General features: G+C 71.3%; 16 protein-coding genes. 12 read left to right on the top strand and 4 right to left on the bottom strand.

What is annotated here, in order from left to right; all coding sequences use genetic code 11:
* Window positions 1-214: 214 nt before the first annotated feature.
* The 10 genes from ACZ4TO_RS01890 to ACZ4TO_RS01845 all read left to right on the top strand — a co-directional run bounded on the left by ACZ4TO_RS01890 (window position 215) and on the right by ACZ4TO_RS01845 (window position 9,356).
* Window positions 215-1,807: an aldehyde dehydrogenase family protein gene (locus ACZ4TO_RS01890; protein WP_382780350.1), complete on the top strand. Its 1,593-nt coding sequence runs from the start codon at window positions 215-217 to the stop codon at window positions 1,805-1,807.
* 32 nt (window positions 1,808-1,839) lie between these two features.
* A complete protein-coding gene (locus ACZ4TO_RS01885) occupies window positions 1,840-2,967 on the top strand; it encodes an acyl-CoA dehydrogenase (protein WP_385046408.1) in 1,128 nt (375 codons plus the stop codon).
* An 8-nt stretch (window positions 2,968-2,975) separates the two neighbouring features.
* Window positions 2,976-4,280 (top strand): aspartate aminotransferase family protein, encoded by a 1,305-nt coding sequence (locus tag ACZ4TO_RS01880; RefSeq protein ID WP_385046411.1) that lies wholly within the window; start codon window positions 2,976-2,978, stop codon window positions 4,278-4,280.
* Complete coding sequence (locus tag ACZ4TO_RS01875) at window positions 4,273-4,782, top strand: type II toxin-antitoxin system RatA family toxin (RefSeq protein WP_382780358.1); 510 nt, start codon at window positions 4,273-4,275, stop codon at window positions 4,780-4,782. Before ACZ4TO_RS01880 ends, ACZ4TO_RS01875 begins: the two co-directional genes overlap by 8 nt.
* Entirely contained in the window at window positions 4,782-5,273 is a 492-nt protein-coding gene (locus ACZ4TO_RS01870; protein WP_382780361.1) for a hypothetical protein, read from the top strand. Before ACZ4TO_RS01875 ends, ACZ4TO_RS01870 begins: the two co-directional genes overlap by 1 nt.
* Complete coding sequence (locus ACZ4TO_RS01865; protein WP_468023124.1) at window positions 5,270-5,827, top strand: flavin reductase family protein; 558 nt, start codon at window positions 5,270-5,272, stop codon at window positions 5,825-5,827. The genes ACZ4TO_RS01870 and ACZ4TO_RS01865 overlap by 4 nt, the downstream gene beginning before the upstream one ends.
* Window positions 5,824-6,783, top strand: a complete 960-nt coding sequence (locus tag ACZ4TO_RS01860) for a ferritin family protein (protein ID WP_382780367.1) — start codon at window positions 5,824-5,826, stop codon at window positions 6,781-6,783. Before ACZ4TO_RS01865 ends, ACZ4TO_RS01860 begins: the two co-directional genes overlap by 4 nt.
* Window positions 6,780-7,784, top strand: a complete 1,005-nt coding sequence (locus ACZ4TO_RS01855; RefSeq protein ID WP_382780373.1) for a beta-ketoacyl-ACP synthase III — start codon at window positions 6,780-6,782, stop codon at window positions 7,782-7,784. Before ACZ4TO_RS01860 ends, ACZ4TO_RS01855 begins: the two co-directional genes overlap by 4 nt.
* Window positions 7,785-7,863: 79 nt before the next feature.
* Window positions 7,864-8,121: an acyl carrier protein gene (locus ACZ4TO_RS01850; protein WP_382780377.1), complete on the top strand. Its 258-nt coding sequence runs from the start codon at window positions 7,864-7,866 to the stop codon at window positions 8,119-8,121.
* Window positions 8,118-9,356 carry a beta-ketoacyl-[acyl-carrier-protein] synthase family protein gene (locus ACZ4TO_RS01845; protein WP_382780381.1) on the top strand — a complete coding sequence of 413 codons (1,239 nt, stop codon included), beginning with the start codon at window positions 8,118-8,120 and terminating at the stop codon, window positions 9,354-9,356. Before ACZ4TO_RS01850 ends, ACZ4TO_RS01845 begins: the two co-directional genes overlap by 4 nt.
* A 66-nt stretch (window positions 9,357-9,422) precedes the next feature.
* On the opposite strand, the gene ACZ4TO_RS01840 is transcribed toward ACZ4TO_RS01845, so the two are convergent.
* From ACZ4TO_RS01840 to ACZ4TO_RS01825, 4 genes are all read right to left on the bottom strand, one after another.
* The gene (locus tag ACZ4TO_RS01840) at window positions 9,423-10,175 is read right to left on the bottom strand and encodes an AfsR/SARP family transcriptional regulator (protein ID WP_382780383.1); all 753 of its coding nucleotides are present in this window, start codon (window positions 10,173-10,175) and stop codon (window positions 9,423-9,425) included.
* Between the two features lie 98 nt (window positions 10,176-10,273).
* Window positions 10,274-11,965 carry a nitrite/sulfite reductase gene (locus tag ACZ4TO_RS01835; RefSeq protein WP_468023769.1) on the bottom strand — a complete coding sequence of 564 codons (1,692 nt, stop codon included), beginning with the start codon at window positions 11,963-11,965 and terminating at the stop codon, window positions 10,274-10,276.
* Window positions 11,966-12,024: 59 nt separating this feature from the next.
* On the bottom strand, window positions 12,025-13,272 hold the full coding sequence (locus tag ACZ4TO_RS01830) for a hypothetical protein (RefSeq protein ID WP_468023123.1): 1,248 nt from the start codon (window positions 13,270-13,272) through the stop codon (window positions 12,025-12,027).
* Window positions 13,269-14,948, bottom strand: coding sequence for a hypothetical protein (locus ACZ4TO_RS01825; RefSeq protein WP_385046420.1), 1,680 nt, complete (start codon window positions 14,946-14,948; stop codon window positions 13,269-13,271). Before ACZ4TO_RS01825 ends, ACZ4TO_RS01830 begins: the two co-directional genes overlap by 4 nt.
* Window positions 14,949-15,389: 441 nt before the next feature.
* Between ACZ4TO_RS01825 and ACZ4TO_RS01820 the strand changes: the two genes are divergently transcribed.
* Together ACZ4TO_RS01820 and ACZ4TO_RS01815 are read left to right on the top strand one after the other, a co-directional pair.
* Entirely contained in the window at window positions 15,390-15,584 is a 195-nt protein-coding gene (locus ACZ4TO_RS01820) for a hypothetical protein (protein WP_382780392.1), read from the top strand.
* Entirely contained in the window at window positions 15,571-16,278 is a 708-nt protein-coding gene (locus tag ACZ4TO_RS01815; RefSeq protein ID WP_385046423.1) for a phosphoadenylyl-sulfate reductase, read from the top strand. The genes ACZ4TO_RS01820 and ACZ4TO_RS01815 overlap by 14 nt, the downstream gene beginning before the upstream one ends.
* Window positions 16,279-16,312 lie beyond the last annotated feature (34 nt).

The raw sequence follows: 16,312 nt of genomic DNA, 5'->3' as shown, positions 1-16,312 counted from the left end.
GGAACTCTTCCAGCGGGGTCGTGAAGCCGGCTGACACCACCGTCTCAGAACCGTCTCAGCGCTTTCTCAGAGGTCTTGGCGAAGGTTGCCGACGAATCGAAGTTGGTCTACAGAAGGCGGGGGACCTGGGGTGACCAGCGTTCAGTTGTCCGCTCCGGCCGGCCGGAGGCGCGGCGGGAGTTCCGCGCACCGGTTGCGTACGTACCGGTCCTATGTGAACGGAGAATGCCTGGACGGCGGCGAGTGGGTCTACGTCGTCGGCGCCGACGCGCTGCTCGACGACGCGTTCGCGAGCCTGAGCCTCAAACGGAAGCTGGAACGCGGACTGACGGAGCCCGCGGAACTGCCCGGCAGCATCGTGGCCAAGGTGGCCAAGGCCGACCGCGACACGGTGGAGATGGCCGTGGAGGCCGCCGCCGTGGCCGCGCCGCGCTGGGCGGCGTTCCCGCTCGACGTCCGGCTCACCCGGCTCGGCCGTCAGATCCACCGGCGCATCGTGGAGCACGCCCAGGAGATCGTCGACGTGCTGGTGCAGGAGGGGCATCCGCTCCCGCTGGCCCGCTGGCAGGTGTCGGGCATGCTCGACTGCTTCGGACCGCAGTCCCTGAGCTTCTACCGGTCGCAGATGCTCCAGGAGTTCCGGCAGGGCGACCGGCAACTGGCCGTCCGCAGGCTCCCGGACGGCGTGGTGTGTCTCAACCCGCCGCAGAACGCGCCGCTGTCCAGCGTGCTGCTGGGCGCCACCGCGATCATGGCGGGCAACGCCCTGGTCGTCCGCGCGCCGCGCAGCGCCCCGCTCGGCGCGATGTACGTCCTGCACGAGATCGTGGTCCCGGCGCTGGAGGAGGTCGGCGCCCCGCCCGGCACGCTGAACGTGGTGTGCGGCGACCCGGCGCCCATGCTCGCCTCCTGGCTGCGGAGCCCGAAGGTCGACGACATCATGTACTTCGGGAGCAGCGAGAACGGCATCACCTTCGAGGAGAAGTGCGTCACCGCCGGCAAGAAGCCCATCCTCGAACTGGCCGGGAACGACGCCGTGGTGGTGTGGAAGGACGCCGATCTCGAACTGGCGGCCGAGGCCATCACGGAGAGCTTCTTCGGCTCGGGACAGCTCTGCATGATTCCGAACCAGGTGCTCGTCCACCCCGATGTCGCCGACCGGCTCATCGCGGAGATCGTCCGCCTGGCCGGCCACATCCGCCCCGGATACGCCTGGGAGGAGGACGTCCTCCTCACCCCGGTCCTGCGGAACGAGAAGTTCTTCTCCTGTCTGCGGGACGCCGTCGAGAACGGCGCGGAGATCGCCTGCGGCGGGCACGCCATGCAGATCGACGAGACCCGCGACGCGGCGGGCATCTTCCTGGAGCCGACGGTGGTGGTGGTCCGCGGTCTGAAGGACGCCCGGGAGATCGACGCCGTACGCGACGAGACGTTCTTCCCGCTGATCCCGGTCGTGGTCGCCGACCCCGCCCCGGACGCCGAACTCATGGACAGCTTCGTCGAGTTCGTCAACACGAACGCCTACGGCCTGAGGAATTCCGTGTGGGCCGGCGACAAGGCCGTCGTCGAGGAATTCGTCACCCGCATCACCGTCGGCGGAATCCTGAAGGTCAACGACTCGCACGTCGGATTCCTGCCCTATCTGCCGACGCACGGTGGTACGGGCCTGACCGGAGGCGTGTTCGGCGAGGCCAACTACCCGATCCTGCGCACCTCGCACGTCCAGGGGCTCAGCGTCAGCGGCGGATCGCGTCCCCGCGACGCGGTCTTCGGCGCCTGGCGCGCCATGGACCGGCGAGAGTCCTGAACACCCCGTCCGCGCACTACGAGAGAGCTGCCATGCGCCCATTGGATGCCGCGCGCGAGACGTGCGAGAAATTCATGCCCGGACTGCTCGCCGAACTGGGCGAGTTCAAGCTCACCGAACTGGAGTCCCCGGACTCTCCCGCCATCGCTCTGTTCCGCGGCCACGGAGGACCCCAACTGGTCATCCCCAAGACCTACGCCGGCTCCGGCGCGGGTCCTCGGGAGGCACTCCAGGTCACCCGCGCCCTGGGCGCGGCCGCCCCGTCGCTCGCCGTCGCCACGACCATGCACCACTTCTCCGTGGCCACCCTGTTCACCCTGGCCGAGAGCCTCCAGGCCAGCGGCGCCGAGTGGGCCCTGCTGGAGGGCATCGCGGAACAGAACCTGCTGGTCGCCTCCGGCTTCGCGGAGGGCCGCACCGGACAGGGCATCCTGACCCCCTCGATGCGGGCCACCGTCGTCGAGGGCGGCTACCGGATCAGCGGCGCGAAGAAGCCGTGCAGTCTCTCGCACTCCATGGACCTGCTCACCGCGAGCGTGGCCGTACCCGGTGACGCCAACTCGGCCGTCCTGCTGGTGCCCAAGGGCGTCGAGGGACTGAGCGTGCACCCCTTCTGGGGGAACCCGGTCCTCGCCGGAGCGGAGAGCGACGAACTCCGCCTGGAAGACGTGTTCATCAGCGAACAGCAGCTCATGCGGACCGAGGACGCCGAGCCCGGCGCCATGGACAGCCTCCAGACGGTCGGGTTCATCTGGTTCGAACTGCTCATCTCCGGGTCGTACCTCGGCATGGCGAGCGCGCTCGCCGAACGCGTCGTGGAGCGCGGCCGGGGCACCGAATCCGAGCGGGCGCGGCTGCTGTGCCGGCTGGAGGGCGCCGCCCTGCTGCTGGAAGGCATGGCCCGGATGATCGAGCAGGAGGAGACCGGCGACGAGGCCCTCGCGAAGTCCCTCATCGCGCGGTACGCGGCACAGGACGCGCTGGCGGAAGCGGTGCACCAGGCCGTCGAACTGCTCGGCGGGATGGCGTTCATCGGCTCGCCGGACGTCGCCTATCTCGCGGCGGCCTCGCACGGTCTGTCCTTCCACCCGCCGTCCAGGTCGAGCATCTCCGGGCCGCTCCTGGAGCACCTGGCCGGCAAGCCGCTGCGGATCGCGTGAGGCCCGCGATGACCTTCACCCCGGCCTCCGCCACCGCGAGCTCGCCGCTCACCCGCGAGGAGCTCGGCCGGCTCTACCGGCGCCGTCTCAACAAGGGCCGGGCCGTCCTGGGAGAGATGTTCGGCGGCCACGTCGAGACCGAGTCGCTCGGCCCCTGGGTGTTCACGGCCGAGGGCCGCAGGTTCCTCAACTGCGGTGGCTACGGCGTGCTGCTCATGGGCGCCCGGCACCCCACGGTGGTCCGGTACGTCACCGAGCAACTGAACCGGCACCCCGTCGCGACCCGGGTGTTCCTCGAACCTCAGGCCGCGCTGGCCGCCGAGGCACTCGTCGCGATCGCCCCGCCCGGACTGGAACGGGTGCACTTCGCGGGCTCGGGCGCCGAAGCTGTCGAGTGCGCGATCAAGATGGCCCGCACCCACGGCAAACGGCACCTCGTCGCCACCGTGAACGGCTACCACGGCAAGACCATGGGCGCCCTCAGCCTGACCGGCCGCGACGTCTTCCGCGACCCCTTCCGCCCGCTGCTGCCGGACGTCGAGCACGTCCCGTACGGCGACACCACCGCCCTGGAGCAGGCACTGCTCCGCCACCCGGGCGAGTGCTGTGTCGTGCTCGAACCCGTCCAGGGCGAGGCCGGCGTGATCCTCCCGCCGGACGGCTACCTCACCCGGGTCCAGGAACTGTGCCGCCGCCACGAGGCGTTCTTCGTGCTCGACGAGGTGCAGACCGGACTCGGCAGGCTCGGCTCCTGGTGGGGCGCCGACCGGGAGGGGATCACCCCGGACGCGCTGCTCGTGGGCAAGGGACTCAGCGGCGGGATCGTCCCGGTCTCGGCGGTGGTCGCCACCCCGGCGGCCTTCGCGGTCTTCGACCGGGACCCCTATCTGCACACGTCCACCTTCTCGGGGGCACCGCTGGCCATGGCGGCGGCCCAGGGCGCGCTCGCCGCGCTCCACGAGGACGGCCTCGTCGAACGGGCCCGCGTCCTCGGCGACGAACTGCTCGACAGGCTCGGGAAGATCGCCCGCGGCCACTACGGCGACGGACTGCGCGAGGTGCGCGGCCAAGGCCTGCTGATCGGCTTCGAGTTCGTCCGGCCCGGCGCGGCCGGAGACCTCCTGATCGAGCTCGCCGAACAGGGCGTCGTCGCCAACCACTCGCTCAACTCGGACCACGTCCTGCGGCTCACCCCGCCGGCCGTGCTGTCCCGCTCCGACACGGACTTCCTGTACGAGGCCTTCGACCGCGCGTGCGGCAGGCAGGCCTCCGCGTACGCACTCTCATCGGAAGGTGGCATCGGCCATGCGTAGTGCTCATGTGACGCTCGGCGTGGCGGGGGTGACCCCTCAGGCCGCCTTCGCCCGGGTCAGGGACTTCGCCGCCTACCCGGATCTCGTCGACGTCGTACGGTCGGTGACGGTCCGTCAGGTCGACGCGACGCACGAGTCCAGCGACTGGGAGGTGTACTTCCGCAACGGCATCCTGCGCTGGACGGAGACCGACCGGTTCGACACCGCGGACCTGACCATCGCATTCGCCCAGACCGACGGCGACTTCGAGGAATTCTCCGGGACCTGGGCGATCACCGCCGACGGCGACGGCTGCCGGATCGCCTTCGACACCGCCTTCGACTTCGGCATCCCCTCGCTCGCCGGGATCCTCGACCCCGTGGCGGAGCGGGTGTTCAAGGAGACCATCGCCCGCGTGGTCCGGGGACTGTTCCCGAACGCCGAGGTGATCGGCGACGAAGCCGTCGCCAAGGCGCTCGCCGCGGTCCTGGAAGCGGCCGCACCCGCGGGAGGAGCGCGCTGATGGACGCCAAGAACCTCTTCGAGACACCCGCCACCTCGAAGCTGCACCGCGCCGAGTACGCCCTGGGCCTCGTCGTCAGCAGCGTGCTGTTCTTCACGCACCTCGGGGACGTGTCCTGGCCGGCCTTCATCGGCCTGTTCCTCTACATCGACCTGATCGGCTACATCCCCGGCGCGATCGCCTACCACCGCAGTACGACCAAGGACATCTCCAAGGTCTACTACGTGCTCTACAACGTGATGCACAGCCTCGTCACCGAAGGCCTCGTGGCCCTGGCGTGGATATGGGCCTTCGGAGCCGAGTGGGCGCTGCTCGCCCTGCCCATCCACCTCTTCGGCGACCGGGCGCTGTTCGGGAACTTCCTGAAAACGTTCCGGCTGCCCTTCGAACCGGTCGAGGACCCCGCCTACCTCCGCTTCCGCGCCGAGTTCGAGGGCCGGGGCCCGCGGCCGGCCCCGGTGGCCGCACACCTGGATGCGAGGACCTCATGAGGGAGGCCCTCGCCACCGAGCGCCCCGGCGGCGGCCCGGCCGGCACGCAGCAGACCCGGTCCACCGTCCGCCGGCTGGCCACCGGCGTCGCGGTCCTCACCTGCGGCGCCCCCGAGACCGTCGAAGGCGTCACCGTGAGCACGGTCGCGCTCGCCTCGATGGAACCGCCGATCATCTCGGTGGCCCTGCGCGAGGACAGCCGGGGACTGCGCACCCTCCTGGCCCACGACCGCTTCGTCGTCAACGGCCTCGCCGCCGGACAGGCCTTCCTCGCCGACCACTTCGCCTCCAGGAAGCGCGAGCGCGGCCTGGACCAGCTCCCCGCCGAGACCTGGGCGGACCCCAGCTCGCACGGGGTGCCCCGGCTCAAGGACGCCGTCGCCTGGCTGGAGTGCCACATCGTGCGCAGCACCGCCGTCGGCGACCACCGCGTCGTCTTCGCCGCCGTGTCGCACGGCTCCCAGGGCACCGGGACCCCCCTGGTCAACTTCGCCGACGAACTGCGCCCCGGCCGCGCCGCCATCCGACCGCTGCCCGTGGAAAGGGATCGATGACCGTGTCCACCACACCCTCCGAAGCCGACTGGGAACACGCCCCCTCGCTCGTCGACGGCGCCATGAACCTGGAACTGACCGCCGACGCCTGCGACCTGCGCTACTGGCTGCGCTCCGTCCCCCAGGGCACCCTGCGCGGTCACACCCTCGGCCACGCCGACGACGTACGCCCGCTGCCGGTGATGGCCGAGCCCGGCCCGCTCAACAGCGCGCTCAGCCAGGAACTGGCCTTCCGTTCCATCGCGGAGGAGAAGGCCACCCGCGCCATCGCCTACATGGTGGCGGTCGCCCCCGACAACGCCTCGCTGGAGTTCTACTCCACGCAACTCCTCGACGAGGCACGCCATGCCATGGTCTTCCGCCGCCACCTGCTGTCGCTCGGCATCGCCGAGGCCGACCTGTGGACGTCGATCGACCGGCTGGCCGCCGCCGACAGCGAGCGCATCCTCGTACCCCTGGAGGAGTTCGGCCTGCGCGCCCTGCGCGACCGGCGGGACTTCATCGGCGGCGTCGTGATCCTCACCGTCCTCGTCGAGGGCGTCCTCGCGCCCTCCGCGGAACTCAGCGAGCGCAAGTGGCGGATGTTCGACCCGGCCGCCGCCGACATCGAGCGCGGCGCGGGCATCGACGAGATCCGCCACCTCACCGTCGGCAGCTCCATCGCCCGCGAACACCTGCTGCGCCACCCCGAGGACAAGCCGCGGATCCTGGAACTGATCCAGGAGGGCTACGGCCTGTGGGAGAAGCTGCCCTCGCAGGATCTCGTGATGCGCCGCGAGGAACTGTTCCAGCAGGGTCTGGAGCGGCACGGCGACCTCGTCGGCGACTACGAGGTCTGGCCCGGACGCCGGCTGATCGACACCACGGCCGAGGAGCGGGCCGGCACTGCCCACGAGTGGGCCGACAAGATGCAGCGCGCCCGACTGGCGTACATGGGCCTCGAGGAAGCCCTGTGACCGCACGGGCCGCGGTCGTGTGCGGGCTCGGATCCTGGCTGCCGCCCAGGGCGGTCACCAACGACGAACTCGCCCTGGAACTCGACACCTCGGACGACTGGATCCGCAGCCGCACCGGCATCGGCGCCCGGCACATCCTCGACGACGGCCTCGCCACCTCGGACCTCGCCGTCGAGGCGGGGGCACGCGCCCTGAAGTCCGCCTCGGACCTCGCGGTCGACGCGGTCGTGCTGGCCACGGCGACCCCCGACCATCCCCTGCCGGCGACCGCGCCACGCGTCGCGGCCCGGCTCGGCCTCGGCCCGGTCCCCGCGTTCGACGTCGCCGCCGTGTGCACCGGCTTCCTCTACGGGCTCGCCACCGCGGCCGGGTTCATCGCCACCGGGTCGGCGGACTCCGTCCTCGTCATCGGGGCCGACGCGTTCTCCCGCATCCTCGACCCGGCGGACCGCTCCACCCGGTCCATCTTCGGCGACGGCGCCGGAGCGGTCGTGCTGCGGGCCGGCCGGCCGGACGAACCCGGCGCGCTCGGCCCGATCCGGCTGGGCTCCGACGGATCGGCGGACGACCTCATCCAGGTGCCCTCCGGAGGCTCCCGCGACCCACTGCGACCGGAGTCGGCCGGACCGGGCGACCCCTACTTCCGGATGGCCGGACAGGCCGTGTTCCGGCACGCCGTGGAATCCATGGCCGAGTCCTCCGAGCAGGCCCTGCGGGGCGCGGGCTGGTCGGTGGCCGACGTCGACCTGCTCGTCGCCCACCAGGCCAACGTACGGATCCTGCACGCCCTGGCCGACTGGATGGGCCTGGACCGGGAGCGCTGCGCGATCCATCTCGACCGGGTCGGCAACACCTCCGCCGCCTCCGTGCCGCTGGCCCTGGCCGACGCCGTCGCGAGCGGCACCCTGCGCCCCGGCCACCGGGTGCTCATGACCGCGTTCGGCGGCGGGCTGACCTGGGGCGCCTGCACGCTCCGCTGGCCGGCCGTCGAGGCCTGCTGACCCACACCACCCGTACACCACCGACCATCTCGCACACCACGACGCGCACACCACGACGAACGACGAGGAGAGACATCCCATGAGTGACACCAGCGATCGACTGGTCGCCCTGCTGGTACGGGTCTGCGGCCTGGAGGCCGACGAGATCTCGCCCGACGTGAGCTTCCGCAAGCTCGAGGTGGACTCGCTCGCCCTGGTCGAACTCGGCCTGGCCGCCCAGCAGGAGTTCGGCGTCCCGGTCAAGGACGACGACCTGGAACTGGACGCCACCGTGGCCGACGCGACCCAGATGCTGGAGCGGAAGCTGGCCGAGGCGTCGGGAGTGGCGGGCCGATGAGGGAGCCCAGGCCCCCGTTCGCCGCCGCGGTCACCGGGATCGGCATGGTGACCGCGGCGGGCATCGGCACCGACGCCTCCTGGACCCGCATCCTGCGGGGCGAGACGACGGAAGCGAGCGAGGTGCCCGCGCTCGCGGGCACCCGCGCCTGCTTCGGCTGCCATGTGCCCGCCTTCGATCCCGCGAAAGCCATCGGCCGGCGCAAGGCGTTGCGCCTCGACCGCAGCAGCCAGCTCGCGCTGGCCGCCGCGGCCGAGGCACTGGCCGACTCGGGCCTGGACACCGCCACATGGGACGGCGCCCGGGTCGGTGTGGTCATCGGCAGCGGCATCGGGGGAGCGGCCACCTGGGAGAAGCAGCACCACGTGCTGCTCGACCAGGGCTTCGACCAGGTCTCCCCGATGCTGATCCCCATGCTGGCGGTCAACATGACGGCCGGCTACATCGCCATGGAGTGCGGGGCCAGGGGCCCCAACCTCGTGACCGCGACGGCCTGCGCCTCGGGCACCACCGCCATCGGCACGGCACGCGAACTGCTGCGCGCGGGAACCTGCGACGTCGTCATCACCGGAGGCACCGAAGCCTGTCTGATCCCCTCGATCGTCTCCGGGTTCAGCCAGATGGGCGCCCTCTCCGCCCGCCGCGACGCGCCGGCGAACGCCTCACGCCCCTTCGACGTGGACCGGGACGGATTCGTCCCCGCCGAGGGAGCGACCGTACTCGTGCTGGAGCGCCCCGAGCACGCCCGGGCGCGCGGCGGCTCGGTGCACGCGGTGATCAGCGGATACGGCGCCAGCGCCGACGCCCACCACGCCACGGCTCCCGACCCGGAGGGCCGCGGTGCCGAACTGGCGCTCCGCACGGCCCTGACGGACGCGGGAGTGGGCGCCGACGAGATCGACCACGTCAACGCCCACGGCACGTCCACGCCCCTCAACGACGTCACCGAGGCCCGGATGCTGCGCCGGGTGCTCGGCGACCGTCCCGCGGTCACGTCCGTGAAGGGCGTGGTCGGCCACTCCCTGGGGGCGGCCGGCGCCATCGAGGCCGCCGTCACCGCGCTCACCCTCGAACACCGGCTCGTGCCGCCCACCGCGAACCTGCAGAGCCTGGACCCCGAGGTCGAGATCGACGTCGTCTCCAAGGCTCCCCGTGACCTGACGGGCGAGCTGGCGGTGAGCACCTCGTTCGGGTTCGGCGGCCAGAACGCGGTGCTCGTCCTCGGGCGGGCCTGAGAGCGGGGCGCCCGCCCCGCCCGGCGGTCCGGCAGTCCGTCGGTCCGTGGTCCACGGAATCGGAGGTCACGTCTGGGAGAGGATCTCGCGGAAGACCCTCCTGAGCTGGGGCGAGGGCTCGATGCCCAGTTCCCGCACCAGGCGTTGACGGGTACGGCTGTACACGTTGATCGCCTCGCCCTGACGGCCCGAGCGGCACAGCGCGGCCATGAGCTGACGGCAGAAGTGCTCGCGCAGCGGGTAGCGCATGTGAAGACGCTCGGCCTCGGGGATGACCGCCTGGTGCAGACCGAGGTCGAGCTGCGCGTCGATCTTGCGCTCGTGCGCGATCAGCCGGCTCTCCTCCAGGTGGGTGTAGGCCATGCGGCAGATCATCCCCTGACCCGTGTCGAACAGCGCCGGTCCCCGCCACAGGGCGAGCGCGCTGTTCAGGGTTCGGATGACCGCCCCGGGGTCCTCCTCGAGCAGCGGCGCCGCGGATTCCACGAGCGCGGTGAAGCGCAGGGCGTCTATGTGGTCGGCGGGAAGCTGGAGCCGGTATCCGGCGGGCGTGGTCTGCACGACCCCGCGCAGGTGTTCCCTGCCGATCCGGGTCACCAGAATGCGCCGCAGCCGCGCTATGTGCCCCTGCAGCGAGTTCACCGCGTCCCTGGGCGGCCTCTCCGCCCATAGTTCGTCGATCAGTTCGTCCCGGGAGACGACTTTCCCGCCGGCCAGGGCGAGCGCCGCGACGATCGTGCGCAGTTTCTCGCCCGGAATACGAAAGCGGATCTCGTCCTCGTCGATGATTTCCAGCGGTCCCAGCAGTTCGATCCGCACGGCTCGTCCTTTCTCTGTGCAAGAGTTGGGATGGTTCAGGTGCGGTCCATCGTTTTGTTCGGAGTTCACCTCCGCCGGCCGCCGAGGTGAACACCCGGCTATTGCAGTTCGTCCTCCGTGGCGCGCACCGTCCATTCGGCGAACGTCTCGTCCGCGTCCTTCCGGCCCGCCAGGTAGGCGCGGGTCACGCGCTCGACGTAGTCGGGCAGTTCGGCCGCCGTGGTCTTCAGACCGCGCAGCTTCCTGCCGAAGCGGCCGTCCGCGCCCTCGCGCAGCGCGAGACCCCCGCCGAGGTGCACCTGGAATCCCTCGGTCTGGGTGCCGTCCGGCCCGGTGACGAGCTGCCCCTTGAGCCCGATGTCGGCGACCTGGGTCCGCGCGCACGCGTTGGGGCAGCCGTTGACGTTGACCTTGATGTCCAGCGCCTCACCGGCGAGCCGCCGTTCGAGCTCGCCGATCAGCGTGGCGGCGCGCTCCTTGGTCTCGACGATCGCCAGCTTGCAGTACTCGATACCGGTGCAGGCCATGGTGTCGCGCCGCCAGGAGGACGGCTCGGCCTCCAGACCGACGGCGCGCAGCGCCCCGACGAGCGAGGCGGGCTCGGCCACGTCGAGCACCACGATCTTCTGGTACGGGGTGAGCCGGACCCGCGCCGAGCCGTGGGCCTCGGCGAGGTCCGCGAGACGGGCCAGCGCTTCGCCGGAGAGCCGTCCGGCCACCGGGGCGGCACCCACGAAGTACCGTCCGTCGCGCTGCCGGTGGACCCCGATGTGGTCGAGCGGCGCGGCCGGCAGCACCGGGGGAGGGCCGTCGGGGAGCCGACGCTTCAGGTACTCGCCCTCCAGCACCTCGCGGAACCGCTCCACACCCCAGTCGGCGACCAGGTACTTCAGCCGGGCGCGGCCGCGCAGCCGCCGATAGCCGTAGTCCCGGAAGAGCCGGGTCACGGCCACCCAGACCTCGGGCACGTCGTCGAGCGCGACCCAGGCGCCCAGCCGCTCGGCGAGCCGCGGGGAGGTGGACAGGCCGCCGCCCACCCACGGGTCGAACCCCGGACCGTGATCGGGGTGGACGCTGCCGAGGAACGCCAGATCGTTGATCTCGTACGGAATGTCGGGCAGCCAGCTCACCGCCGTCTTGTACTTGCGCGGCAGGTTGGACAGCGTGGGGTCGCCGATCCAGCGGGCGGTGATCTCCTCGATCGCCGGGGTGGCGTCCAGGAGCTCGTCCGCCGATACCCCCGCGACCGGGCTGCCGACGACGACGCGCGGGCAGTCGCCGCACGCCTCCGTGGTCGACAGCCCCACCTCTTCGAGCCGGCGCCAGATCTCGGGGACGTCCTCGATCCGCACCCAGTGGAACTGGATGTTCTGCCGGTCGGTGATGTCCGCGGTGCCCCGGGCCCAGCGGACCGAGACGTCCGCGACCGTACGGAGCTGACGCAGGTCCAGGCGCCCGCCGTCGATGCGGACGCGGAGCATGAAGTACTCGTCCTCCAGCTCCTCCGGCGCGAGAACGGCCGTGCGCCCCCCGTCGATGCCGGGGCGGCGCTGGGTGTACAGCCCCCACCAGCGCAGCCGCGAGCGCAGATCGTCCGGGTCGATGGAGGCGAAGCCGTGATGCGCGTAGACCTGCTCGACGCGTTCCCGCACCCGCAGCGGGTCCTCGTCCTTCTTGATCTCCTCGTTCGTGTTGAGGGGTTCGCGCCGCCCGAGGGCCCACTGGCCCTCGTCGCGCGGGCCCTCGCGCCTGGCCCGCGGTGCGGGCGACGCCGGCGCCGTGTCCGTCATGGTGTGCTGCCCTTCTCCGGCCTCGTGCCGGCCGCGGAGCGCGGGCCGGTCTCGGATCGTCATGGCTTGGGCTGTTGCAGCGGCCCCGATACGGCGGTGATCATTCCGCTGGTGAGCCAGTCCGCGCCCTCGTGCTCGTGGGCCGGCATGCCCGGGATGTACACCTCGGCCGCCGCGTACATCACGGCCGGGGCGAAGTCGCCGCCCAGCCGCTCCTGCCAGGCCTCGTATCCGGCGGCGCTCGGCACCTCGCCGGGGAAGCGTCTCGACAGCGCCGACAGATAGCGCTCGGCGGCGGGGCCCCGCGGGTCGTAGCGCAGCGGGATGATCTGGCCCGCGCTGGGACGGAGCACCGGTGGCGAGAGCAGCCAGGGCGCCAGGTAGGTGCCTTCCGCCTTGACGCGGCCCTTCTCGACCTCCTCGACCTGGGCCTGTGCGGCCGCCCAGCCGGTGACCACGATCAGCGGGGGCGCGCCCTCGCCGGGTGCCACCACGGTGACCTTCTCGCGGGCCGCGGCCTCGCGGACCACGGCCGCGGCGGCCCGGTCACGGGGCGAGCCGTCCGCGCGCAGGGCGACGGTCCGTGCCCCGCGCCGGGCCAGGAAGCGCACGGTGGAGCGCAGCATGCCGGCGTCGGCGGCACGGAGCCGGTCGGCGGGGCAGGAGGACAAGGGCCGCTCGCCGCCCGCGAGCAGGGCGCCCAGAGCGGCGGACGCGCACTCGGGGCCGTCCGCGCCGCGCAGCGTGGCGGACACGGCGGACGCCTTGGAGCCGGTGTCGAAGTCCAGCGAGGCCGGGGCGCCGTTGACCGAGAGGAACAGACGCTGGCCACCGGACTTGAGGGTGACGCCCACCCAGGTCCGCTCGGAACCGCCGTACCGCCGCCCGGCGGCGAGGCGAGCGGGGTCGGTGCCGGCGGACGCGGTGTCCGCGGCGATCCCGACGAGGTTGAACCCGGGCCGGTTCGGGACCACGAGGACCGGTACCCGCTGTGCCCCCGCCTCGGCGGTGCGCAGCACGGGCGCACCGGGTGTGCCGACGGCCTCGGAACGGTCCGCGTCGTGCGACACCGTCATGCCCACCAGTACCGAGGTGATCACGATGACGGCGAAGGAGGCGAGCACGGTGCGCCTGCGGCGCAGCCGCCCGTACCGCAGTTGCAGCATGATCAGGCCGATCCCGCCCGCCAGGACGAGGGCGCCCAGCAGGACGCCGTACAACGGCCGGAAGTCCTGGGCGGCTTGGGCCAGGTGCCCGCGGCGGCCGGCGGCCGCCGCGGACAACTGGATCGAGAAGGTGTTGCTCACCGCAGCACGCCGTCGCTCACGACGAACAGCACACCGTGGGGCCGGGCGTCACCGGTGTCGCCGTGCGGCCACGACGTCCGGTTGAAGTTGACGCAGGGATCACCGGTGACCTCGTCACGGAACCGCTTGTCGAGGGAGATGCCCGCCGTCCCGCCCAGGTCGAACATGCACACCCGGTGGTCGCCGTCGCCGCCGAAGGCGCCGGCCAGGAAGTAGTTGGCGGTCGCGACCCGCTTGACCCGGGTGGCCTCGCGGTAGGTGCCGTCCTTCCCCTTGGTGAAGTTGTCCATCGCGCCCCAGTGCGGACCGCCGTCGGTCGTGTCCCGGATCGGGACGGTGCCGACCAGGCCGGGGCAGTCGCTCTCGGTGCCGCCCTTGTAGGCCTCGTCGAGGGTGTCGATGGAGCACCGCGGGTCGTCGCCCGACGCGAGCAGCTTCCGGATGTCCAGCACGTAGACCATGCCGGTCGTCCGGTCCAGCGGCTTCCCGTAGGGCTTCGACGCGCCCATCACCGTGTGGAACAGGTAGCGGTCGTCCGGACTGACCGCCAGCCAGCTCGAGTTGTCCCCGCCACCGGTCACCGAGCCGTCGGGGGCGAAGGTCTGGTACGGCGTCGTGTCGTCCAGCACCTCCTTCCACCTGGGCTTGGAGGACGTGATGTCCGGCGTGTAGTAGACCGCGCCGCCGGTCATCGAGGAGACGAACGCGCCCTTGTGACCACGCTTGTTGGGCAGCGCCGTCTCCATGAGCACCCGGGACTCGCCGAAGATCGGATCCGACTCCTGGGCGGCCCTGGGGCCGTCCGCCATCCTGGACACGGACTTCATCCTCGGGTTGGCCCGGTCGGTGATGTCCCAGACGCGGACCGTCTGCCGGGCGAGGTCCTCGCGCAGTTCGACCTCGGGAGTCACGAAGTTGCGTGCCTCGACGAAGTCACTGGCGACCATGATGTTCATGTCCTCGCGGACCGCTATGCCGTGCGGGTTGGCGCAGCTCGCCTCCGTCAGCACCGGTACGTTGCCGCACTGGACCGGATCCTCGCCGCCCTTGACGGCCGCGGGGATCTCGGAGACGGTCTGCCCGTCCTTGCCGAAGTAGACGATCTCGCCGGGCGAGCCGGCCGCGCCGTTGCCCTCACGCACCTCACCGTTGGTGTACGTGCACGGCCCCGTGACGTTGGGACCGCCCATGTACGTGCCGTACGCGGTGCCGTCGCGCAGCACCTGGTAGGCGTCCGGCAGCGTGCCGCACGGGGTGTCCGTGGGGACGTTCACGCCGACGAGCTTGACGGCCGGCAGGGCCTTCGTGTCGAACACGAACGTCGTGTCGGTGAGGATGCCGCCCGCGAACAGCCGGGCGCCCTTGTGCCACAGATACTGCATGTGGTGCGGCTCGTTGCCCTTGCCCGGCCCCATCGTCACCGTGTTGACGACATCCCCGTAGTGCGGGGAGTCGGGCGTCGCGTCGATGACGGTGAGGAAGTCGGGCGTCGTGTGGTCCGCCGGCCCCGCCCAGGCGAGCAGCCACTCACGCCCGTGACCGCCCGCCTGGGGGAGCAGGTGGTTGGTGGCGGTGTAGGTGGTTCCGTTGGACGCCTTGAACTCGGAGGTCCACGCCTTGGCGGACTCCGGCGATGCCTGACCGGCTCCGCTGAGCAGGGCGGTGGTCAGTCCCAAGGTCAGGAGCACCACGGACGAACGCCGTGGGAACCCTGTTCTTCGGAGCCTGGATAGTCTCATCGTGCAGATGCCCCTCTTCTGGAACTTGCGGTTCGGGTCCCCCGGTCGCAGGCATGCGCAATGGCCCCGGACCGAGGGGCTCTGGGCAAGAGATTTCTCCGGATCGTCAAGGTCGCTGCCCGTGGTCCCGCAGCGGACCGCGAAATCCATTCGCGACTATCTCAAACACCGCTGACCGGGCGCTGACACGGCGCTTGCGAGACCGGATTCCGGAACGTATCAGCGCCGTGTCAGTGGACTGTCCGCGGCCGTTGCTAGGGTGACCGCCACTGCCGAACTCCGGAAAAGGAAATTGCTCTCCGGGCCTTTTCACCGTCACCCGAAGAACCTTTTGCCAAAGTCTCCTTTTGCCACAGCACTTCCGGACAGGAGAAACAGATGAGTGAACGCGAGGTGCTCCACCCCTGCCCGTACTGCGAGTACAAAGGGCTCTTCCGGGCCGGTGAGGGGCCCGACACCTGGAAGTGCGGCGCCTGCGAGCGCGCTTTCAGTTTCTCGTTCCTCCGGCTGCTCGGTCTCGTGGCGCTGGGCGTCGGCGGCGTCGGCCGGGGAGCCGCACATGAAGGGCTCTGACACGGGCCGGTCCACCGGGCTCCGGCTGCTCGCCACGAAGGCGGAGCGCGAGCTGGAGGACGCCTCGGCCCTGGAGATCCTGCGCTGGGCCGCGGACACCTTCGGCGCGAGGTTCTGCGTGACCTCGTCCATGGAGGACGCGGTGGTCGCTCATCTCGCCTCGCGTGCCCGGCCGGGTGTGGACGTGGTGTTCCTCGACACCGGCTACCACTTCCCGGAGACGATCGGCACGCGGGACGCGGTCGAGGCGGTGATGGACGTCAACGTCATCACCCTGACCCCGCGTCAGAGCGTCGCGGAGCAGGACGCCGAGTACGGGCCGCGTCTGCACGACCGCGACCCGGACCTGTGCTGCAAGCTCCGCAAGGTCCAGCCGCTGGAGGAGGGCCTGACCGGGTACGACGCCTGGGCGACCGGGCTGCGCCGTGACGACTCCCCGTCCCGGGCGAACACCCCGGTCGTGGGCTGGGACGAGAAGCGCCGCAAGGTGAAGGTGTCACCGATCGCCCGCTGGACGCGGGCGGATGTCGACGCCTATGTCACCGAACACGGGCTCCTCACCAACCCGTTGCTCATGGACGGGTACGCCTCCGTCGGCTGCGCCCCGTGCACCCGACGGGTGCTGGAGGGCGAGGACGCCCGCGCCGGCCGCTGGGCGGGCCGCGCGAAGACCGAGTGCGGACTGCACGAATGACGGCCACGATTCCTCGGGAGCAGCCGGTGACGAG

Source organism: Streptomyces sp. NPDC028298, from assembly GCF_055565895.1.
This window is presented reverse-complemented; position numbering and strand designations above follow the sequence as displayed.